General features: G+C 72.0%; 16 protein-coding genes and 1 riboswitch. Of the genes, 12 read left to right on the top strand and 4 right to left on the bottom strand.

Annotation, left to right across the window (positions count from 1 at the left end; translation table 11 throughout):
- Positions 1-118: 118 nt before the first annotated feature.
- Together ACIHAR_RS13530 and ACIHAR_RS13525 are read right to left on the bottom strand one after the other, a co-directional pair.
- Complete coding sequence (locus tag ACIHAR_RS13530; protein ID WP_400019266.1) at positions 119-493, bottom strand: hypothetical protein; 375 nt, start codon at positions 491-493, stop codon at positions 119-121.
- Between the two features lie 320 nt (positions 494-813).
- Positions 814-2316, bottom strand: a complete 1503-nt coding sequence (locus ACIHAR_RS13525; protein ID WP_400019264.1) for an MFS transporter — start codon at positions 2314-2316, stop codon at positions 814-816.
- A gap of 474 nt (positions 2317-2790) precedes the next feature.
- Here ACIHAR_RS13525 and ACIHAR_RS13520 point away from each other — a divergent pair, with 474 nt between their 5' ends.
- From ACIHAR_RS13520 to mfd, 3 genes are all read left to right on the top strand, one after another.
- Positions 2791-3579 carry an ABC transporter ATP-binding protein gene (locus ACIHAR_RS13520; RefSeq protein WP_365466309.1) on the top strand — a complete coding sequence of 263 codons (789 nt, stop codon included), beginning with the start codon at positions 2791-2793 and terminating at the stop codon, positions 3577-3579.
- Positions 3576-6155 carry an ABC transporter permease gene (locus ACIHAR_RS13515; protein ID WP_400019262.1) on the top strand — a complete coding sequence of 860 codons (2580 nt, stop codon included), beginning with the start codon at positions 3576-3578 and terminating at the stop codon, positions 6153-6155. Before ACIHAR_RS13520 ends, ACIHAR_RS13515 begins: the two co-directional genes overlap by 4 nt.
- Positions 6156-6834: 679 nt before the next feature.
- On the top strand, positions 6835-10368 hold the full coding sequence (gene mfd, locus ACIHAR_RS13510) for a transcription-repair coupling factor (RefSeq protein ID WP_400019260.1): 3534 nt from the start codon (positions 6835-6837) through the stop codon (positions 10366-10368).
- Between the two features lie 605 nt (positions 10369-10973).
- Here the strand turns inward: mfd and ACIHAR_RS13505 are convergent.
- Entirely contained in the window at positions 10974-11537 is a 564-nt protein-coding gene (locus ACIHAR_RS13505; protein WP_365466315.1) for a TetR/AcrR family transcriptional regulator, read from the bottom strand.
- A 107-nt stretch (positions 11538-11644) separates the two neighbouring features.
- Here ACIHAR_RS13505 and ACIHAR_RS13500 point away from each other — a divergent pair, with 107 nt between their 5' ends.
- Together ACIHAR_RS13500 and ACIHAR_RS13495 are read left to right on the top strand one after the other, a co-directional pair.
- Positions 11645-12565 carry a hypothetical protein gene (locus tag ACIHAR_RS13500; RefSeq protein WP_400019257.1) on the top strand — a complete coding sequence of 307 codons (921 nt, stop codon included), beginning with the start codon at positions 11645-11647 and terminating at the stop codon, positions 12563-12565.
- A 365-nt stretch (positions 12566-12930) separates the two neighbouring features.
- Positions 12931-13656, top strand: coding sequence for an HNH endonuclease family protein (locus ACIHAR_RS13495; RefSeq protein ID WP_400019412.1), 726 nt, complete (start codon positions 12931-12933; stop codon positions 13654-13656).
- An 82-nt stretch (positions 13657-13738) separates the two neighbouring features.
- On the opposite strand, the gene ACIHAR_RS13490 is transcribed toward ACIHAR_RS13495, so the two are convergent.
- The gene (locus ACIHAR_RS13490; RefSeq protein ID WP_365466321.1) at positions 13739-14113 is read right to left on the bottom strand and encodes a hypothetical protein; all 375 of its coding nucleotides are present in this window, start codon (positions 14111-14113) and stop codon (positions 13739-13741) included.
- A 210-nt stretch (positions 14114-14323) separates the two neighbouring features.
- On the opposite strand from ACIHAR_RS13490, the gene ACIHAR_RS13485 reads away from it, so the two are divergent.
- From ACIHAR_RS13485 to ACIHAR_RS13455, 7 genes are all read left to right on the top strand, one after another.
- Positions 14324-15154 (top strand): glycoside hydrolase domain-containing protein, encoded by an 831-nt coding sequence (locus tag ACIHAR_RS13485; protein ID WP_400019254.1) that lies wholly within the window; start codon positions 14324-14326, stop codon positions 15152-15154.
- A 366-nt stretch (positions 15155-15520) separates the two neighbouring features.
- Positions 15521-16171 (top strand): SurA N-terminal domain-containing protein, encoded by a 651-nt coding sequence (locus ACIHAR_RS13480; protein WP_400019252.1) that lies wholly within the window; start codon positions 15521-15523, stop codon positions 16169-16171.
- 71 nt (positions 16172-16242) lie between these two features.
- Complete coding sequence (locus ACIHAR_RS13475; RefSeq protein WP_400019250.1) at positions 16243-17220, top strand: nucleoside triphosphate pyrophosphohydrolase; 978 nt, start codon at positions 16243-16245, stop codon at positions 17218-17220.
- 173 nt (positions 17221-17393) lie between these two features.
- On the top strand, positions 17394-17831 hold the full coding sequence (locus ACIHAR_RS13470; RefSeq protein ID WP_400019248.1) for a hypothetical protein: 438 nt from the start codon (positions 17394-17396) through the stop codon (positions 17829-17831).
- Positions 17828-19168, top strand: coding sequence for a cytochrome P450 (locus ACIHAR_RS13465; protein WP_400019246.1), 1341 nt, complete (start codon positions 17828-17830; stop codon positions 19166-19168). Before ACIHAR_RS13470 ends, ACIHAR_RS13465 begins: the two co-directional genes overlap by 4 nt.
- 183 nt (positions 19169-19351) lie before the next feature.
- The gene (locus tag ACIHAR_RS13460; RefSeq protein ID WP_400019244.1) at positions 19352-20380 is read left to right on the top strand and encodes a transglycosylase family protein; all 1029 of its coding nucleotides are present in this window, start codon (positions 19352-19354) and stop codon (positions 20378-20380) included.
- Positions 20381-20584: 204 nt separating this feature from the next.
- A riboswitch (cyclic di-AMP (ydaO/yuaA leader) is annotated at positions 20585-20751 on the top strand.
- Between the two features lie 4 nt (positions 20752-20755).
- Complete coding sequence (locus tag ACIHAR_RS13455; protein WP_365466333.1) at positions 20756-21445, top strand: transglycosylase family protein; 690 nt, start codon at positions 20756-20758, stop codon at positions 21443-21445.
- Positions 21446-21621 lie beyond the last annotated feature (176 nt).

The raw sequence follows: 21621 nt of genomic DNA, 5'->3' as shown, positions 1-21621 counted from the left end.
TCGAACCGTTACTGACCTGGGGTGTTACCGGCGTTAACAAGGCGGGTGATGCTCGTGTGACGTCCTGTCGGCGCCGGCGGCTCGTCGGCGGCTCGGCATGGGCCGACTCCCCGCCGCGTCAGCACCTCTCATCGGCCTTCAGCTTCAGGACGACGACCTGGACGGTGGCCGAGCCCAGTCGGCGGCGGTCGGTCAGCCGCGAGGTGTCGAATGTGATCGCGTACATGGTGTCCGGGTGGCCGGGCACCGCCGGCCAGACCGTGCCGAGGAGTGCCAGCTGCTCGTCGAGCGTGTCGTCGGGGTCGGAGGGCTCCGGGTAGACGCGCCGGACGTCGGCGTAGGTGGAGCCCGGTCCGATGCCCTCGGGGGTGCGGGCGTTCTCCGCGGTGAGCGAGTGGACGCCCAGCTCAGCTCGCCCGACCAGCCGACCGTGATGCCGTCGGTGCCGGTGTCGGCCATGCGGGTTTCGGGGTTCTCCGCGCGCCGCTCCCATGCCCCGGTCGCCTCGGCCTCGTCGAGGCTCATGCCGAGCCGGAACGGCCCCACCCCGTCCGGGCCGAGCGGGCGCTCCGAGGCGTCCGACGGCACGGACGTCACCTCGGGGGCGGGCGCCGGGCCCGGCCCGTCGAGGTCGAAACCGCAGCCGGCGAGCAGCAGGGGGGCGGCCAGGGCGCCGGGGCCCGCTCGAAGCGCATGGCGGATCCAAGGTACGGACGGTCGTGTCTCCCCCTGTTGTTCCGGCTGTTCCCCGGCGTGGGGTCCCGCGGCGCCCTGCCCCCTGACCGGCGGCGAGTCTAGAACGCCCGTTCGTCCTCAGTCGCCCGGATTCCCCAGCACCGGGAAACGGCGCGGGGCCACGCACAGCAGGATCAGGAAGGCGAGCGCGGCGGCGCAGGCCGCGCCCAGGTAGACGGCGTGCACGGCGTCCGCGACGGCGCGCCGGGTAGCTTCATGCGCCTCTCCGGCGTCGAGGGCACGCGTGACGGAGTCCAGGTCGCCCGCGCCGCCCAGCCGTGCGGCCAGGACACCGTTGGCGACGGCGCCGAACACCGCGGCGCCCACCGTCTGCCCGGTCTGCCGGCAGAACAGCACGGACGCCGTCGTCGTACCGCGCTCCGACCAGCCGACCGTCGACTGCACGCCCACGATGAGCGGCAACTGGAACAGGCCCAGCGCTGCGCCGAGCAGCAGCATCAGCACCGTCGGCTGCCAGGCCTCGCCGGGGTACGGCAGGAACGGGAACGCCAGCAGCACCAGCGTGGCCGCGCCGACACCGATCAGGGCGGTGTCGCGGAAGCCGATGCGCCGGTAGACGTGCTGGCTCAGCGCGGCCGACACCGGCCAGCTCAGCGTCCACACCGACAGCACGAACCCGGCCGTCACCGGATCCAGGTCCAGCACCGACTGGGCGTACGTCGGCAGGAACACCGTAGGGGCCACCATGAGCAGCCCCAGCGCACCCAGCGCCAGGTTGACCGCCGCGATCGTACGGCGGCGCCAGACCCAGCCCGGGATGATCGGCTGCGCGGCCCGGCGCTCGATGACGACGACGAGGCCGGCCAGGGCGAGACCCGCGGCGAACAGCGCGAGCGACGGCGCCGACAGCCACGGCCAGGCCACCCCGCCCTGCACCAGCGCGGTCAGCACCACCCCGCCGCACGCGAACACCGCCAGCGCCCCCGCCCAGTCGACACGCGCGCGTTCCCCCGACTCCCGCCTCGGCTCGTGCAGATGACGCACGATCAGCCACAACGCCACCGCGCCGACCGGCAGGTTGACCAGGAAGATCCAGCGCCAGTCCGCGTACGCGGCCAGCAGCCCGCCCACGCCCGGGCCCGCCACGGCGGACACCGCCCACACCGTGGACAGCTTGGACTGGATCTTCGGACGCTCCTCGAGCGGGTACAGATCGGCGGCCAGCGTCTGCACGGTGCCCTGCAGGGCGCCGCCGCCCAGGCCCTGCACGACACGGAACGCGATCAGCGCGCCCATGTTCCAGGCGAGGGCGCACAACAGCGAGCCCAGCAGGAACACGGCCGCGCCGGCCACCAGCACCGGCTTGCGGCCGAAGGTGTCGGAGAGCTTGCCGTAGACCGGCAGGGTGACCGTGACGGCGAGCAGATAGCCGGAGAACAGCCAGGAGAAGACGGAGAACCCGCCGAGGTCGCCGACGATCTGCGGCACGGCCGTGGCGACGATCGTGGAGTCGAGGGCGGCCAGCGCCATGGACAGCATGAGCGCGGCGACGACCGCTCCCCGTTTCCCACCGGCCGTGCTGCGGGCGGCCTCCCGTGTCGCGGCTCTCGTGTCGTCCACCTGATGCCCTCCCGGCGTATTCCGTGCCCCTTGCAGCTAACCGCCCGCACAGCTTGCCACTTGACCCTGACGCGGCGGGAGGGTGAAGGCTGAAGGGGCCGAGGACGGAAGCCGGAGCCGCTCGTAGGGCGGCAACCGGGGCCGCCGGAAGGTGGAGCCGCCCCCGAGGAGCACTCCGCCCCGCGGCGGACTGCCCCTAGGGGTACCTCCGTACTACGGCTCGGGGAGGGTTCGTACCGCCGGAGGAGGAGACGGACCCGGCCCGGTCCTTAACCTGGCTTCACGCCGCTGGGGGCGGGCCACCCCCACGGTCGAGGGGTGGGGTTAACCCCCCGCAAAGACGGGCCCGAGCACCAGCGCGCCCGACCCGGCCTCGCCGACAGACTCTTCGACGTACCACCTCGCACCGCGGCTCACCGAGCACCGACGCGGTACCTCTCGCGTCTCATCCGATCCCGACATAGGAGATTCACCGTGACTTCGGCTGTAACCATTCCCAGGCACGGGGGCACTGGAGGGCGTACGGCCGTTGCCGCGCGGGCGCGGCAGGTCGTCAAGGCGTACGGCTCCGGGGAGACCAAGGTCGTCGCCCTGGACCACGTCGACGTGGACATCGCACGCGGCCGGTTCACCGCGATCATGGGCCCCTCGGGGTCCGGCAAGTCCACCCTGATGCACTGCCTCGCCGGCCTCGACACCGTCACCTCCGGCCAGATCTACCTGGACGAGACCGAGATCACCGGGCTGAAGGACAAGAAGCTCACCCAACTGCGCCGGGACCGCATCGGGTTCATCTTCCAGGCGTTCAACCTGCTGCCGACGCTGAACGCCATCGAGAACATCACCCTGCCGATGGACATCGCCGGGCGGAAGCCGGACAAGGCGTGGCTGGACCGGGTCGTGGAGACCGTCGGCCTCGCCGGGCGGCTCAAGCACCGCCCCACCCAGCTCTCCGGCGGCCAGCAGCAGCGCGTGGCCGTGGCGCGCGCCCTCGCCGCGCGCCCCGAGATCATCTTCGGCGACGAGCCGACCGGAAACCTCGACTCGCGCGCGGGCGCCGAGGTCCTGGGCTTCCTGCGCCGCTCCGTGGACGAACTGGGCCAGACCATCGTGATGGTCACCCACGACCCGGTGGCCGCCTCCTACGCCGACCGCGTGCTGTACCTCGCCGACGGCCGGATCGTCGACGAGATGCACAACCCGACGGCCGACCAGGTCCTGGACCGCATGAAGGACTTCGACGCCCGGGGGCGCACGTCATGACCGTCATGAAGACCTCGATGCGCAACTTCTTCGCGCACAAGGGACGCATGGCCCTCTCGGCCGTGGCGGTCCTGCTCTCGGTGGCCTTCGTCTGCGGGACGCTGGTCTTCACCGACACCATGAACACCACCTTCGACAAGCTGTTCGCGGCCACCTCCTCCGACGTCACGGTGAGCGCGAAGAGCGCCTCGGACACCGGCGAGACCACCTCCGGCAACGGCAAGCCGCCGGTCATGCCGGCCGGCGTGCTCGGCGAGGTCCGCGCGGTGGACGGCGTGAAGTCGGCGGAGGGCACCGTCTTCTCGTCCGCGGTGACCGTCGTCGACGCCGACAAGGACAGCCTGTCGCCCTCCAGCGGCGCCCCGACCATCGTCGGCAACTGGAACGACAACGACTCCCGCACCATGAAGATCACCAAGGGCGCGGCCCCCGAGGGCCCCGACCAGGTCATGGTGGACGCCGACACCGCCGACAAGCACGACCTCGCGCTCGGCGACGAGATCGCCGTGATCAGCGCGGTCGGCACGCACACCGCGAAGATCTCCGGCATCGCCGCCTTCCAGGTCACCAACCCCGGCGCGGCCATCTTCTACCTGGACACCAGGACCGCCCAGGACATCCTCGTCGGCGAGCGGAACGTCTACACCAACGTCAACGTCACGGCCACGGCCGGGGTGAGCGACGCGCAGCTCAAGAAGAACGTCGCCGCCGCGATCGGCGCCGACTACAAGGTGCAGACCGCCAAGGAGACCGCCGACGCCAACCAGAAGGACGTCGGCGAGTTCCTCAACGTGATGAAGTACGCGATGCTCGGCTTCGCCGGGATCGCCTTCCTCGTCGGCATCTTCCTCATCATCAACACCTTCTCCATGCTGGTCGCCCAGCGGACCCGCGAGATCGGCCTGATGCGCGCCATCGGCTCGTCCCGCAAGCAGGTCAACCGCTCGGTCCTGGCGGAGGCGCTGCTGCTCGGCGTCGTCGGCTCCGTCCTCGGCGTCGGCGCGGGCGTCGGCATCGCCATCGGCCTGATGAAGCTCATGAGCATGACCGGCATGAACCTGTCCACCGACGACCTGACGGTCGCCTGGACCACCCCGGTGATCGGCCTGGTCCTCGGCGTGGTCGTCACCGTCCTCGCCGCCTACCTGCCCGCCCGCCGCGCCGGCAAGGTCTCCCCGATGGCCGCCCTGCGCGACGCCGGCGCCCCCGCCGACGCCAGGGCCGGCGCCGTCAGGGCCGTGCTCGGTCTGCTCCTCACCGGCGCCGGCGCCTACGGCCTCTACCTGGCCGCCACCGCCGACAAGGCGAAGGAGGGCTCGCTCTGGCTGGGCCTGGGCGTGGTGCTCAGCCTGATCGGCTTCGTCGTCATCGGCCCGCTGCTCGCCGGCGGCGTGGTCCGTGTCCTGGGCGCCGTCCTGCTGCGCGCCTTCGGCCCGGTCGGCCGGATGGCGGAACGCAACGCCCTGCGCAACCCGCGCCGCACCGGCGCCACCGGCGCCGCCCTGATGATCGGCCTCGCCCTGGTCGCCTGCCTGTCGGTGGTCGGCTCCTCCATGGTCGCCTCGGCCACCGACCAGCTCGACAAGTCCGTCGGCACCGACTTCATCGTCCAGTCCGACCAGGGCCAGCCGATCATCCCGCAGGCCGTGCAGGCGGTGAAGAAGACGCCGGGCCTGGAGCGGGTCACCGAGTACAAGGTCCTCGACGCCGACCTGACCACACCCGACGGCAAGACGTCGAAGGGTGAGACGATCAACGCCGCCGACCCCACCTACGCACAGGACGTGCGCACCGAGACGGTGGCCGGCGACCTCGCCGACGCCTACCGGCCCGACTCGATGTCCGTCTTCGAGGGCTTCGCCAAGGAGCACGGCATCACCGTCGGGTCCCCTGTGAAGGTCGACTTCAAGGACGGCACCACGGCGACCCTGACGGTCCGCGCGATCACCAGCGACGAGGTCGTCATCGACAAGGGCGCGATGTACGCGTCCATCACGACGACGGCCAAGTACGTGCCGGCGGACCGCATGCCCCTCGACGTCCTCGTCTTCGCCACGGCGAAGGAGGGGCAGCAGGACGCGGCCTACACGTCCCTGAAGTCCGCGCTGCACGACTACCCCCAGTACACCGTGCGCGACCAGACCGACTACAAAGAGGCACTGAAGGACCAGATCGGCCAGATGCTGAACATGATCTACGGCCTGCTGGCCCTGGCGATCATCGTCGCGGTCCTCGGCGTGGTGAACACCCTGGCCCTGTCGGTGGTGGAACGCACCCGTGAGATCGGCCTGATGCGCGCCATCGGCCTCTCGCGCCGCCAGCTCCGTCGCATGATCCGCATGGAGTCGGTCGTCATCGCCCTCTTCGGCGCCCTGCTCGGCCTCGGCCTGGGCATGACCTGGGGCGCTACCGCCCAGCAGCTCCTCGCCATGGAGGGCCTGAAGGTCCTGGACATCCCCTGGCCGACGATCATCGGCGTCTTCATCGCCTCCGCCTTCGTGGGCCTGTTCGCCGCCCTGGTACCGGCGTTCCGCGCGGGCCGCATGAACGTTCTGAACGCGATCGCGACGGACTGACCACCACAGACGGGGGCAGCCCGGTACCGAGGAGCCACGGGGGGCTCCTCGGTACCGGGCTTTTGCCGAGTCCGGCGACGCTTCGACGACGGACCCGGGCGGGTCCGCGGGCGCGTGGGGGCTTTTCGGGGGGTGGCAGGCATTCCAGCCCAGGCGACTCAGCCCGTCCGGCGTTCGAGGACGAGGCCCGTTCAGGGCCGAAGGGGGTGCAGGGGCGCAGCCCCGCCGGGGCAAGGGGCGGAGCCCCAGGCGGGGTCGAAGGGGCGGAGCCCCTGGAGGACGGGACGGGTAGGGGGCGGCGGGGGCGAAAAACCCACGGCCCACTGACACCACCCCGCACCCCGACAACCGCCCCCCACTGCCGCCCCCGAAGTCGCCCGCACATCCCCACACCCCCGGTGTTGTCCACAGCCCCCGGCACACCGCACCGCCCCGTCGTACTCTGGACACCCCCGGCCCGTGACACGCGTCGGGCCCTTCGCGTTGCCCACCGCCCATCCCGACCGCCCACCTCGCCCGACCGCCCACCTCGCCCGACCGCCCACCTCGCCCCACCGCCCACCTCGCCCCACCGCCCACCTCTCCTACGCCGACCGCCAACCCCATACACCCCAAGGGCGTCACTGGCATCACACGCCACCCCCACCGCCCCCTCGGACCCCGGACGGAAAGCCCCTCCATGAGCCTGCACGGTCTGCTCGACGCCGTAGTCAAGGACACCGCCCTCGCGGAAGCGATCCCGGCCGCCGCAGACGGCAACCGCATGCACATCGACCTGGTCGGCCCGCCGGCGGCCCGCGCCTTCGCGATCGCCGCCCTGGCCCGCGAGACGTCCCGCACCGTCCTCGCCGTGACGGCCACCGGCCGCGAGGCGGAGGACCTGGCCGCCGGCCTGCGCTCACTGCTGCCCCCGGACGGCGTCGTGGAGTACCCCTCCTGGGAGACGCTTCCGCACGAGCGCCTCAGCCCTCGCAGCGACACCGTCGGCCGCCGCCTCGCCGTCCTGCGCCGCCTGGCCCACCCCAGCCCCGACGACCCGGAGACCGGCCCGGTCTCCGTCGTCGTGGCCCCGGTCCGATCGGTGCTCCAGCCGCAGGTCAAGGGCCTCGGCGACCTCGAGCCCGTGGCCCTGAGGTCGGGCGCGACGGCCGACCTGAACGAGGTCGTGGAAGCACTCGCGGCCGCCGCGTACGCGCGCGTGGAGCTGGTCGAGAAGCGCGGCGAGTTCGCCGTACGCGGCGGCATCCTGGACGTGTTCCCGCCCACCGAGGAACACCCCCTGCGCATCGAGTTCTGGGGCGACGACGTCGAGGAGATCCGCTACTTCAAGGTCGCCGACCAGCGGTCGCTCGAAGTCGCCGAGCACGGCTTGTGGGCTCCGCCCTGCCGTGAACTGCTCCTCACGGACGACGTCCGCACGCGCGCGCGTGCCCTCGCCGAGCAGCACCCCGAGCTGGGCGAGCTGCTCGGCAAGATCGCCGAGGGGATCGCGGTCGAGGGCATGGAGTCCCTGGCGCCGGTCCTCGTCGACGACATGGAGCTGCTGCTCGACGTCCTGCCCAAGGGCGCCATGGCCGTCGTGTGCGACCCGGAGCGGGTCCGTACGCGCGCCGCCGACCTCGTCGCGACGAGCCAGGAGTTCCTCCAGGCGTCCTGGGCGGCCACCGCGGGCGGCGGCGAGGCCCCCATCGACGTGGGCGCGGCCTCCCTGTGGTCCATCGCGGACGTGCGGGACCGGGCTCGCGAGCTGGACATGATGTGGTGGTCGGTGTCGCCGTTCGCCGCCGACCTCGAGCTGGAGGCGGACACCCTCCAGCTCGGTATGCGCGCCCCGGAGACCTACCGCGGTGACACGGCGAAGGCGCTCGCCGACACCAAGGGCTGGCTGGCCGACGGCTGGCGCGTTGTCTTCGTCACCGAGGGGCACGGCCCGGCGGCCCGCACCGTGGAGGTGCTCGGCGGCGAGGGCGTCGCCGCCCGCCTGGACGCCGACCTGACCGAGCTGTCCCCCTCGCTCGTCCACGTCTCCTGCGGCTCGATCGACTACGGCTTCGTCGACCCCGCCCTCAAGCTCGCCGTCCTCACCGAGACGGACCTGTCCGGGCAGAAGGCGGCCGGCAAGGACGGCGCCCGCATGCCGGCCCGCCGCCGCAAGACGATCGACCCGCTCACCCTCGAGGCGGGCGACTACATCGTCCACGAGCAGCACGGAGTGGGCCGCTACATCGAGATGGTGCAGCGCACCGTGCAGGGCGCCACGCGCGAGTACCTGGTCGTGGAGTACGCCCCCGCCAAGCGCGGCCAGCCCGGCGACCGCCTCTACATCCCCACCGACCAGCTGGAGCAGATCACCAAGTACGTCGGCGGCGAGGCACCCACCCTGCACCGGCTGGGCGGCGCCGACTGGACGAAGACCAAGGCGCGCGCCAAGAAGGCCGTCAAGGAGATCGCGGCGGACCTGATCAAGCTGTACAGCGCGCGCATGGCGGCCCCCGGGCACGCCTTCGGCGCGGACACCCCCTGGCAGCGGGAGCTGGAGGACGCCTTCCCCTACGTGGAGACCCCCGACCAGCTCACCACCATCGCCGAGGTCAAGGACGACATGGAGAAGTCGGTCCCGATGGACCGGCTGATCTGCGGCGACGTCGGCTACGGCAAGACGGAGATCGCCGTCCGCGCCGCCTTCAAGGCCGTCCAGGACGGCAAGCAGGTCGCGGTCCTCGTCCCCACGACGCTGCTGGTGCAGCAGCACTTCGGGACGTTCAGCGAGCGGTACGCGCAGTTCCCGGTCAACGTGCGGGCGCTGTCCCGCTTCCAGACCGACACCGAGGCGAAGGCGGTCCTGGAGGGCCTCCAGGACGGCTCGGTCGACGTCGTCATCGGCACCCACCGCCTGTTCTCCTCCGAGACCAAGTTCAAGGACCTGGGCCTGGTCATCGTCGACGAGGAGCAGCGTTTCGGCGTCGAGCACAAGGAGCAGCTGAAGAAGCTGCGGGCCAACGTCGACGTGCTGACGATGTCCGCGACCCCGATCCCGCGCACCCTGGAGATGGCGGTCACCGGCATCCGCGAGATGTCGACGATCACCACGCCCCCGGAGGAGCGCCACCCGGTGCTCACCTTCGTCGGCCCGTACGAGGAGAAGCAGATCGGCGCCGCCATCCGCCGCGAGCTGCTGCGCGAGGGCCAGGTCTTCTACATCCACAACCGGGTCGAGTCGATCGACCGCGCGGCCGCCCGGCTGCGCGAGTTCGTCCCGGAGGCGCGGATCGCCACCGCGCACGGGCAGATGTCGGAGTCGGCGCTGGAGAAGGTCGTCGTCGACTTCTGGGAGAAGCGGTTCGACGTGCTCGTCTCGACGACGATCGTCGAGTCCGGCATCGACATCTCCAACGCCAACACGCTGATCGTGGAACGCGGCGACACCTTCGGCCTCTCCCAGCTCCACCAGCTGCGGGGCCGTGTCGGCCGTGGCCGCGAGCGCGGGTACGCCTACTTCCTCTACCCGCCGGAGAAGCCGCTCACCGAGACCGCGCACGAGCGTCTCGCCACCATCGCCCAGCACACCGAGATGGGCGCGGGCATGTACGTGGCGATGAAGGACCTGGAGATCCGCGGCGCGGGCAACCTCCTGGGAGGCGAGCAGTCCGGCCACATCGCGGGCGTCGGCTTCGACCTGTACGTCCGCATGGTCGGCGAGGCCGTCGCCGACTACCGGCGTCAGCTGGAGACCGGCGGGATCGAGGAGGAGCCGCCGCTCGAGGTCAAGATCGAGCTGCCCGTCGACGCGCACGTCCCGCACGACTACGCCCCCGGCGAGCGGCTGCGCCTGCAGGCCTACCGCTCCGTCGCCTCCGCCAACTCGGAGGAGGACGTCAAGGCCGTGCGCGAGGAACTCGTCGACCGCTACGGCAAGTTGCCCGAGCCGGTGGAGAACCTGCTGCTGGTGGCCGGCCTGCGGATGCTCGCGCGCGCGTGCGGCGTCGGCGAGATCGTCCTGCAGGGCACCAACATCCGCTTCGCGCCCGTGGAGTTGCGGGAGTCGCAGGAGCTGCGGCTGAAGCGGCTCTACCCCGGCAGCGTCATCAAGCCGGCGGTCCACCAGGTCCTCGTCCCCCGCCCGAAGACCGCGAAGGTGGGCGGCAAGCCGCTGGTCGGGCGGGAACTGCTGGGCTGGGTGGGTGAGTTCCTGGCGTCGGTGCTGGGGTCGTAGGACGGGGTCGTAGGACGCCGGACCCGGCCTCCCGCGGGGCCGGGCCGGGCTGAGCAGGTGCTCCGGATCTTGCTTGGCGGGCCCGGTCTTCTGTGGGCTGGGACAGCGCGGGGTGAGCCGTTGCCGGACCTGGCCCGGCAGGCCCGGTCCTCCGGGTGCCGGGCCGGGTTGAGTCGTTGCCGGACTTTGCCTGCCGGGTCCCAGTCTTTGTTGGGCTGGGCGAGCTCAGCAGGCGCCGGACCTTGCCCGGCCGGCCCCGGTCTTCCGTAGAGCTGGGCCAGGGTGAGCAGGCGCCGGGCCTCCCCGGCAGGCCCGGTCTTCCGTGGGTGCCGAGCCGGGTTGAGCCGTTGCCGGACCTCGCCCGGTGGGCCCCGGTCTTCCGTAGAGCTGGGCCAGGGTGAGGAGGCGCCGGGCCTCGCCCGGCAGGCCCGGTCTTCCGTGGGTGCTGGCCCGGGTTGAGCCGTTGCCGGACCTCGCCCGGTGGGCCCCGGCCTTCCGTGGGGCCGGCCGGGCCGAGCCGTTGCCGGGCCTTGCTGTCGTCGTCCTCGGCAAGGCCGCACCAGCCCCCAACCCCAGCCGGTTGCCGGCCCGGGGCGACCGGCGGCTCAGGCCGAGTGGAACACCCCCATGGGCAGCTCCCGGAACATCTCCTCGGGGTTCTCGCCGGCCAGGAGGTGGTCGAGGTTGTGGCCGAGGAGGAGCGTGGCGAAGCCGTGGGCCAGGGACCAGACGGCGATCCGGGCCAGCCGGGCGTCGACGTCCTCGCGCCCGGGTGCGCGGACGGCGACGGCGTCGGTCAGGGCGGTGGCGGAGAGGCTGCGGGCCGTGGTCAGTTCGAGGTCGTCGGCGCGCAGCAGCTCCGGCGAGAACATCACCTGGAAATGCGCCGGGTGCTCACGGGCGAAGCGGACGTAGCGAACGCCCGCGTCCCGTAGGTCCGAGGCGTCCCTGAGCGCGGCGGCCAGCAGGCCGTGCCCCTCCGCCGCGATCGCCGTCAGCAGTCCCGTGCGGTCCTTGAAGTGGTGGGCCGGTGCCGCGTGCGAGACGCCGGCCCGGCGGGCCAGGTCCCGCAGGCTCAGACCGGAGGGGCCGTCGGCGGCGATGACGTCGAGGGCGGCGGTGAGGATGGCGCGCCGCAGGTCGCCGTGGTGATAGGGGCGGTCGCTCATGGACAGCAGCGTACGCCGGATCTAGTCATTGACAAGTTCGCGGGCGTCGGGCAATCTTGTCAGTGTCAAGTTGTGAGGGCTGCTGAGCAGGACGAGGAGGGGACGTCATGTCCGAACGTGCGGAGAACCGGGCGGCGAGTCCGGAAGGAGGCCGTGACCCGGGTCAGGTGCCGCCGGCTCAGGCGCGCCGCCTCTGGCATCTCCTCGAACCCCTGCACGCGGTGCTGTATTACGCGCCCGAAGTCTTCGAGGAGGTCGGCGCGCTCGGCTACTCCACCGAGGACCGCTGGCCCAGCTATTTCCCGATGCGCGCCGCACCGCTGGGTGCGGTCGGCGGCAGGGTGGTGGCCTCCGCCTTCTACAGCTTCCAGCCCGGCATGGTCGCCCGGCACATCGACGACGCCTGGAGGACCGCAGCCCCGGAAGCGGTCCTGGCGGCGAGACTGCGCGGCATCGACCGGACGTATCGCACTCTGTTCGGCGACCGTGCGGGCAGCCCCGAGATGGTCGAGGCCGCCGCCCTCGCCCGCCGCGCGGCCGCGGCCGCAGACCCGGCGGGGCGCCCTCTCGCCGCGGCCAACGCCGCGTTGGACTGGCCCACCGAGCCGCACCTTCAGCTGTGGCAGGCGGCGACGATCCTGCGCGAACACCGCGGCGACGGCCACCTCGCCGCCCTGCTGACCGCGGGACTCGACCCGTCCGAGGCGCTGGTGTCCTTCGCCGCGACGGGCGCCGCGTCCGTCGAGCGGTTCGCCAGTCGCGGCTGGACGCCACAGGAGTGGACGGCGGCGCGTGAGCGCCTGACCGCGCGAGGGCTGGTCGACGCCGACGGCAGGGCGACCGAGGCGGGCCGTGAACTGCGCCGCCGTGTCGAGCAGGACACCGACCGGCTCGCGCTCGGCCCCTGGCAGGCCCTCGGCCCGGAGGACAGCGAGCGTCTGGCCGTCCTGCTCGGCGACTACTGGGTCACGGTGATCGGCTCCGGTCTGCTGCCCTCGGAGTCGACGCTGGGCATCGGGAAGGTGTGACGCCCCGGGCGGTGACGGGGATGCAGGGGAGCCGCCCGGGCGCTTGCCCTCGCGGACGGCCTCGGCCCGGCTGGCGTGCGTCGCCGGACTATGGCTGCTGCTCGGGTCGGTCGGGCCGGTCCTCGTCCATGCCGAGCCGCCGGTGCATCCGCTGCTGAGATGTGCGCCGTTCACCCCCATGCCCACGTGGAGCCGGTGTGGTGGGAACCGCCCGTCCGCCTTCGCGCGCCCCCTCGCCTACGGTGTACCCGAGCCCGACAGGGGAAGCCGCCCTGTGCGGGTTGGCAGCGGTGGGCAAAACAAGGGGAGGGGCGCACGTGAGTCGCAGGAGAGTGGGGCGCGCGTGCTTCGTCCGCGCGGTGACGCTGTCGGCGGCTGCCGTGCTGCTCGTCTCGGGATGCGAGGGGCTCGGCGAAGAGGCGTCGTCCGCGGGATCCGGGCCGGCCGCGCCGGACGGGCGGGCGGTCAGCCCGCTCAGGAACCCGGACGGTACGAAGCCAGGGCTCGCGCCCGTGACGACGGACGCGGACAAGGCAGCGGCCCGCAAGCTCATCGAGGAGCTCTCCACGAAGGGCCGGGGGCCGCAAACGGGCTACGACCGCGACAAGTTCGGCTACGCGTGGATGGACACGGCCGACGGGGTGCCGCTCGCGAGGAACGGGTGTGACACCCGGAACGATCTGATCCGTCGTGATGGTCAGAACCTGCGCTTCCGCACCGGCTCCGACTGCGTGGTCATCGCCATGACGCTGGACGACCCGTACACCGGGACCACCATCGAGTGGCGCAAGCAGAAGGCCGCCGAGGTACAGATAGATCACGTCGTGCCGCTGTCCTACAGCTGGCAGATGGGCTCGTCGCGCTGGTCGGAGAACAAGCGCGAGCAACTCGCCAACGACGCGCTCAATCTCATGCCGGTCGAGGGGCGGGCCAACTCCGCCAAGGGCGATTCCGGACCCGCGTCCTGGCTGCCGCCCGACAAGCAGATCAGGTGCGCCTACGCGGTCCGGTTCGCCCAGGTCGCCGTCAAGTACGAGTTGCCGGTCACCGAACCGGACAAGCGGATGATGCTGCGGCAGTGCGGCGGCTGACGAAGGCGGAAACGGCCGCCATCAGCCGCGTCCCTCGGGCGAGGCGCCTGCAGGGAGGAGGCGCCCGCTGGGAGCCCGGCGCCTACCGCCCGTACGGATAGCCCTGCTGATACGGATAGCTCGGCTGTCCCGCCGCGTACGCCGGCGCTTTCTTGTCGAACATGGCGAACAGCAGCATCCACGTGGCCGTCAGCAGCGTCACGATCACGGCGATCCCCAGGAACGCGTCTCCGTCCCCGTCGGCCGTGATCAGCGCCCACGGCAGGGTCACGACCTCGTACAGCGCGAACGCGGCGAAGGCACCCCAGTCAGAGGGCCGGCCCCGCCGGATCGCGACATACAGGAACGGCACCCACACCAGCAGACCCAGCGCGCCCCACACCAGGGCCGTCCAGGCCAGCCGCTGGAACCAGCCGCCCTCGAGTCTCTTCTCCGCGCCCGTCGTCGCCGTCGTCATACCGCCCCCCAAGTGATGCCCCCAAGTAGTGAGGGAGTAAGGGTAGGGCACGGGCGGACGGGGGCGGACCTCTCCTTCTTTACCGCGGCATGAGGGAATCTTGTCGCTTCGGGAGGCCCGTGTTTCCCGGTCACAGGACCGACGCGGGCTACGGTGCCTCCAGGACCTCCAGGGGATCCGAACAACCGTGCACACGATGATGGGGTGGGGATGGCCGAGCACCGGCAGTCGAAGAAGCGCAGATACATCACGTGGGGCGTGGCCGGCGCGGTCGTCGTCGCCGGTGCCGGGATCGCGGCACAGCAGTCGATGGCGGCCACCACCTGGCCCGCCCAGAAGACCTACACCGGCCGCGCCTTCGACACCTGCGCCGCGCCCTCCCTGGCCGCGATGAAGGCGTGGAAGAGCGACGGCTTCTACGGCGCCGCCGCCGTCTACGTCGGCGGCAAGAACCGCAGCTGCAACCAGCCCAACCTCACCGCGTCCTGGGTGAAGTCGGTGAACTCGATCGGCTGGAAGCTCATCCCGATCTACGTCGGCGCCCAGCCGCCCTGCCAGACCGGCTCCAGCCCCGAGAGGCTGACCGCCTCCACCGCCGCCTCCCTCGGCGCGAAGGACGCGGCGGACGCGGTCGCCAAGGCCTCCGCCCTCGGCATGAAGGCCGGAAGCCCCGTCTACCTCGACATGGAGCCGTACGACATCACCGACAAGGCGTGCAACGACGCCGTGCTGACGTACGTCCGCTCCTTCACCAAGGCGCTGCGCGCCAAGGTCTACCGCGCCGGCCTCTACGGCTTCAGCAGCTCCAGCGCCAAGGCCATCGCCAACGCGACGAACAAGACGGACCTGCCCGGCAACCTCTGGTACGCGCTCTGGGACAAGCAGAACACCACCACCGCCGACTGGCCGTGGGGCTCCACCCAGTACACGAACCACAGCCGCGGCCACCAGTACATGGTCAACAGCAAGGAGACGCGCGGCGGTTACACGATCACCGTCGACCGCGACGCGTGGGACGCGCCGGTCGCGATCGTCGGCTGAGCCACACCGAGCGGATCGCGCACCGAGCGGATCGCGTGGCGAGGGGATCGCGCACCGAGCGGATCGCGTGGCGAGGGGATCGCGCACCGAGCGGATCGCGTGGCGAGGGGAGCGCGCACCGAGCCGAGCGCGCCGCCGTTGGTGCGGGCGACGGCGTTCCTCGCGGCGGCGGCCGAGGCGGTCCGGCGCGGGACGGACGCCGGCGGCGACGCCACGCACGCGGGGGCGGGCCGTCGGACGGGCGCGGCGGTGCCGCAAGTCCCGGTGAATCGTTGGTCGAATGGGTTGGCCACAGGCGTACCACTGCCTACCATCGATCACCGCAAGACTTTGTGCACCGTCGCACAATCTCCTCGGGAGGCTTCCTTGCACAGCCGCCGTCGTCGCACCGCGCTCCTGCTGTCCGCCGCGATCGTCGCGGCCGGCCCTCTCCTCACCGCCTGCGGAAACGATGCGCATCCGGGCGCGGCGGCCGTCGTCGGCGGCCAGCGGATCACCGTGTCCGAGCTGGAGAACCGGGTCGACGAGGTCCGCGCTGCCCAGCGGGCGGCGGTCACCGACGACACCCAGTACGCGCAGGCCATCGCCCAGACCGGCAGCCTCACCCGCGACACCCTCCACGGCATGGTCCTCGACCGGGTGCTGCATCGCGCCGCCGAGGACGCGGGCGTGACGGTCAGCCGCAAGGAGGTCCAGCAGATGCGGGTCGGCCTGGAACAGCAGGCGGGCGGCGCGAAGGGCCTGGAGATGACGTGGCTGCAGCAGTACGGCATCCCGCCGCAGCGCCTCGACGAGAACCTCCGCCTCCAGCTCGAGGCCCAGAAGCTCGCCGCGAAACTCGGCACGGACACCAGCCAGCCGGTCTTCTGGGACGCCCTCTCGAAGGCGTCCGATGCCCTCGGCGTCGACCTCAACCCCCGCTACGGCAGCTGGAACGCGGAGAAGGTCACCCGCGTCGACGCGGAGACGCCGTGGGTACGGCAGATCAGCCCGGTGGGGAACCAGCAGACGACCTGACCATATGACCGGCCGCCCGGTCCTGTGGACAACTCCCGGGGCGGTCGGCGGGCGTGGGTTACGTTCGAGGTGTGAACGATGTGACCGCACCCACCGGCTCCGCGACGGGCCGAGTCGTCCTGCTCACCACCAGCCACCGTGTCGCTCCCGGCCTGCTGTCCTGGCCCGCCTGGCAGGCCCTGCGCTCCGCCGACCGTGTCCTGTGCGCGGACGGCGCGCACCCGCAGCTGCCGTACCTGCGCGAGGCCGGCATACGGGTCGACGAGGCCGCCCCGACCGCCGAGGACCTGGTCACCGCCTGCGCCGGCGGACGCACGGTCGTGGTCGTCGCGACCGGCGAGGGTGAGCCGGCCCTCACCGACGGCCTCGCCCGCCTGGCCGGCTCCGGCCGCGTCGCCCTGCCCGAGCTGGAGCTGCTCCCCGCCTCCTACGACCTGCCGGGCGCCCGTCTCCTCGACCTGATCCAGGTCATGGACCGCATCCGCGCCGAGTGCCCCTGGTCGTCGCAGCAGACCCACAAGGGCCTCGCCAAGTACGGCATCGAGGAGGCCTACGAACTCGTCGAGGCCATCGAGGACGGCGACCGGGACGAGCTCCGCGAGGAACTCGGCGACGTCCTCCTCCAGGTCGTCTTCCACGCCCGTATCGCCGAGGAGGACGAGGACGCCCCCTTCTCCATCGACGACGTGGCGGCCACGATCGTCACCAAGCTCGTCCACCGCCACCCCCACGTCTTCGGCGACGCGACGGCCACGACCCCGGAGGAGGTCAAGGAGCACTGGCTCCGCACGAAGGCGGTCGAGAAGCGCCGGGAGTCCGTGACCGACGGCATCCCGCTCCACCAGCCGGGCCTCGCCCTGGCCGCCAAGCTGGCGTCGAGGGTCCGGTCGGCGGGCCTGGAGGTCCCCCTGCCGTCCTCCGAGGGCATCGGCTACGAACTGCTCGCCCTGGCGGCCCGGGCCGAGGCGGAGGGCGTGGACCCGGAGGCGGCCCTGCGGGCGGCGGCGCGGGCCTACCGGGACGCGATCCGGGCGACCGAAGGGACCTAGGGGTCCGCAAAGCCGTCCCAGGCCCGCGACGCCCGGCCCGCACTCTCGCCGCACCGGGCGGCCCCGGCGAGGCGCCCGACACCTGGCGGGCGAGCGGGCCCCTGGTCGCGGACGCCCTGCGATCGCCGGACCTGCCCCCCGTGGGGCCGAGGGGCCGGCTCAGCGCGGCCGAGATGGCGCGGGCCCACGGCTTGGGCGACTACGGCACCGTGGTGCGGTCGGGCCGCACGGCTCTGCGCGCGAGGGGTGACGAGGGCGACTTGGACGCCATGTTCACCCTCGCCCGCTTCGCTGGCCTCGCCGGCTTCGCCGAGGACGCCGGCGAGGCCCGGTTCTGGTTACGGAGGCCGGCGGAGGAGGACCCGGGATCGGCCCTGCGTTTCGGCAGGTACCTCGCCCAGCGGGGCGACCACGCCGAAGCCGTCCGCCAGTTGGAGGTGGCGGCGGAGGCCGGCCGCCTCGCCGTGGTGCGCGACCTCGGCCCCCTCCTGCTCGACCGCGCCGAACACCGGCCGGCCAGAGCGGCCGCATCCGGTTCGCGTGCCGCGGCCACCGAGCCGACCGCCCTCCGCGAAGCCCGCGCCGCGAACCGGGCTACCGTCGAGGAGTGACCAACCAGCCCCACCCCCCGACCGACCCCCCACCGGCTCCCGACCTCTTCACCTGGGAGTTCGCCACCGACCCCTACCCCGCCTACGCCTGGCTGCGCGAGCACGCCCCCGTGCACCGCACCCGGCTCCCCAGCGGTGTGGAGGCCTGGCTGGTCACCCGGTACGCCGACGCCAAGCAGGCCCTCGCCGACCAGCGGCTGTCCAAGAACCCGGCGCATCACGACGAGCCCGCCCACGCCAAGGGCAAGACCGGCATCCCCGGCGAGCGCAAGGCCGAGTTGATGACGCATCTGCTGAACATCGACCCGCCGGACCACACCCGCCTACGCCGCCTGGTCAGCAAGGCCTTCACGCCCCGCCGTGTCGCGGAGTTCGGGCCCCGTGTCCAGGAGCTCACCGACCACCTCATCGACCGCTTCGCCCGGCAGGGGTCCGCCGACCTCATCCACGACTTCGCCTTCCCCCTCCCCATCTACGCCATCTGCGACCTGCTCGGCGTCCCCCGGGAGGACCAGGACGACTTCCGCGACTGGGCCGGGATGATGATCCGGCACGGCGGCGGCCCGCGCGGCGGCGTCGCGCGGTCGGTGAAGAAGATGCGCGGCTACCTGTCCGAGCTCATCCACCGCAAGCGTGAGGCCCTGCCCCCCGAGCCCGCCCCCGGCGAGGACCTCATCTCGGGCCTCATCCGCGCCTCCGACCACGGCGAGCACCTCACCGAGAACGAGGCCGCCGCCATGGCGTTCATCCTCCTGTTCGCCGGTTTCGAGACGACCGTCAACCTCATCGGCAACGGCACCTACGCCCTCCTCACCCACCCCGGGCAGCGACAGCGGCTCCAGACCTCCCTCGCCGCGGGCGACCGCGGCCTCCTGGAGACGGGGGTCGAGGAACTCCTGCGCTACGACGGCCCGGTGGAGCTCGCCACCTGGCGCTTCGCCACCCGGCCCCTGACCATCGGAGGCCAGGACATCGCCCCCGGCGACCCCGTCCTCGTCGTCCTGGCGGCCGCCGACCGCGATCCGGATCGCTTCACCGACCCGGACACCCTCGACCTCTCCCGCCGTGACAACCAGCACCTCGGCTACGGCCACGGCATCCACTACTGCCTGGGCGCCCCGCTCGCCCGCCTGGAGGGCCAGACCGCGCTCGCCACCCTCCTCACCCGCCTGCCCGACCTCCGGCTCGCGGTGGACCCGGCCGAGTTGAGGTGGCGCGGCGGCCTCATCATGCGCGGACTGCGCACCCTCCCCGTCGAGTTCACGCCGGTCGCGCCCACCGGCTCCGGACCCGGAACGCCCTCCGATCCTTCCGCACCGGCCGCACCCGTCCGCTGACCGACCGTTATGTGCCCGTAGAGCGAAGCAAAGGTGACCGTTTCTCAACTCTGTGATCTTCACGTGATCTGCGCGGCATTAACTTGTGACAAGTGATCGTCTGCCGATACGTTCACTCGTCAGCGCGACGCCCCGGCACCACCCCGTCGCGCGGTCACTGCTGTCTCGAGAAAGGCGCCCCGCATGCTCTCCGGGAACGGTCGTCACCGTCGCCCCCGTCAGGCCCCGGCCCTCCTCGTCGCGGCCGGCGTGACCGGCTCCGCCATCGCCATCCCGCTGCTCGGTGCGAGCGCGGCGAGCGCCGCCGACGGCTCGGTGTGGGACAAGGTGGCCGAGTGTGAGACCGGCGGCTCCTGGAGCGCCAACGAGGGCGGCGGCGAGTACGGCGGACTGTCGCTGACCCAGGAGGACTGGGAGGCGTACGGCGGCCTCGACTTCGCCACGCGTCCCGACCTGGCCAGCCGCAACCAGCAGATCTCCGTGGCCCAGAAGGTCCTCGCCGACCAGGGTGTGGGCGCGTGGGGCACCTGTGGGCTGACGTCCGGACTGACCGAGAAGTCCGGTTCGGTGGACCTGGACACGGGCGTGGCGGACGACTCGTCCGACTCCTCCATAACGTCCGGCTTGTCCGACCTGTCCAGAGGGTCGTCCGACTCCTCGAAGTCCTCCGGTTCCACGGAGGATTCCGGCGACGCCTCCGCCGACCCGTCCGCCGAGTCCTCCGCCGATTCCACGGATACGCCCTCCTCGTCCCCTTCGTCCCCTTCCTCCTCCGCGTCGGACAACTCCTCGGCGCCCGGCGCCTCCTCCGGCTCGGACGCGAGCGATGCGGAGACGGGCGACAGCTCACCCACCGCGACGCCCGAGACGGGCGACTCGGACAAGTCCGGACAGAGCGCGGGTTCTTGGAGCCTCGTCGACACCGGAGCCGTCGACGCGGCTTCCGGCTCCGGCCGTCATCGCGGCGGCACCGCCGACGAGAGTGCGACCGGCGGCGCGTCCACCGCCTCCTCCGGCCGGCATGCGGCGAGCACCCTCGGCGGGGCGGGCGGCACCTACACCGTCCGGTCGGGCGACTCCCTCGAGTCCATCGCCGACTCCCTTGGCCTGGACGGCGGATGGCGTGCGCTCTACGCCGAGAACGAGGACCTCATCGGGTCCGACCCGAGCGACATCGTTCCCGGTCAGACTCTTGCGACAGGTGTCGAATAGGGCCGAAAAGCCGAGAAAACGACGGGAGTTCACGTCACGCTTCGCGCTGAATGTCCGGTTTGGCGAAAGTGTGGGATGAGTCTCAGAAGCCCTGATCGTCTTTGAAATTCCGTCGATCGCGTGTCTACGGTCATGACCGCTCGGCAACCCGAGCCCCGGCTGTCGCAACGCCGAATCCTGCCAGCGGCCGCCCGGGAACAGTCGTCGCGTCAAGCGCCGTAGGCAGGAGCGGGGGACCCAAGGTAGGTGCCGCACCGGGCAGTTGACCGGAGCGGCTCGGGGTGAAGCCACGCCTCCCACGGAGGAGTGGCCGGGCAACTCAACCGGCCCGAACCCGACAGCTCACCTCGCAGGCGTCGGTGAGGGGATCGATCCATGCTGTTTTCCGGCAAGGGCAAGCACCGTCGTCCGTCCAAGGCCACCCGCGCCATCGCCGTCGCCGGTGTCGCCACCGCCGCCGTCGCCGCCCCGCTGATGACGGCCGGCAGCGCCTCCGCCGCCACCGCCGCCGAGTGGGACACCGTCGCCCAGTGCGAGTCCGGCGGCAACTGGTCCATCAACACCGGCAACGGCTACTACGGCGGTCTGCAGTTCTCCGCCTCCACCTGGGCCGCGTACGGCGGCACGCAGTACGCCTCCACCGCCGACAAGGCCACCAAGTCGCAGCAGATCGAGATCGCCGAGAAGGTCCTCGCGGGCCAGGGCAAGGGCGCCTGGCCGGTCTGCGGCAAGGGCCTGTCCAACGCCGCCTACACGGGCGGCTCCTCCGGCGACTCCGGTTCCTCCTCGAACTCCGGGGCCGCGACCCGTTCGACCGAGCAGCAGAGCGCCTCCCGCTCCGCCGAGCGCCCGGCCGCCACGTCGCAGAAGACGGTCACCACCCCGACCGGCAAGAAGGTCAAGAAGGGCGACGGCGAGTACAAGGTCGTCGCCGGCGACACCCTCAGCACCATCGCCCAGGAGCAGGGCGTCAAGGGCGGCTGGGAGAAGCTCTTCGAGCTGAACAAGGACATCGTCGAGGACGCCGACCTGATCTACCCGGGCCAGCAGCTGCACCTCAAGTGACAGCCGGCCCACAGCGCGGCCAAGGCTCCCCCACAGCCGAGGCCCGCACACTGAGGACCTCGTGAGGGTCCCCCCCGTCCCCCACGGGCTCCCCGCCCCGGTGCGTGTTCCCCCGTACGCACCGGGGCGGGGCTTTTCTCTGCCCGCCCGCGTCGGCCCGATGCTGTTCCGGCGGT

The organism is Streptomyces sp. NPDC052016, assembly GCF_044548445.1.
Lineage (GTDB): Bacteria > Actinomycetota > Actinomycetes > Streptomycetales > Streptomycetaceae > Streptomyces.
This window is presented reverse-complemented; position numbering and strand designations above follow the sequence as displayed.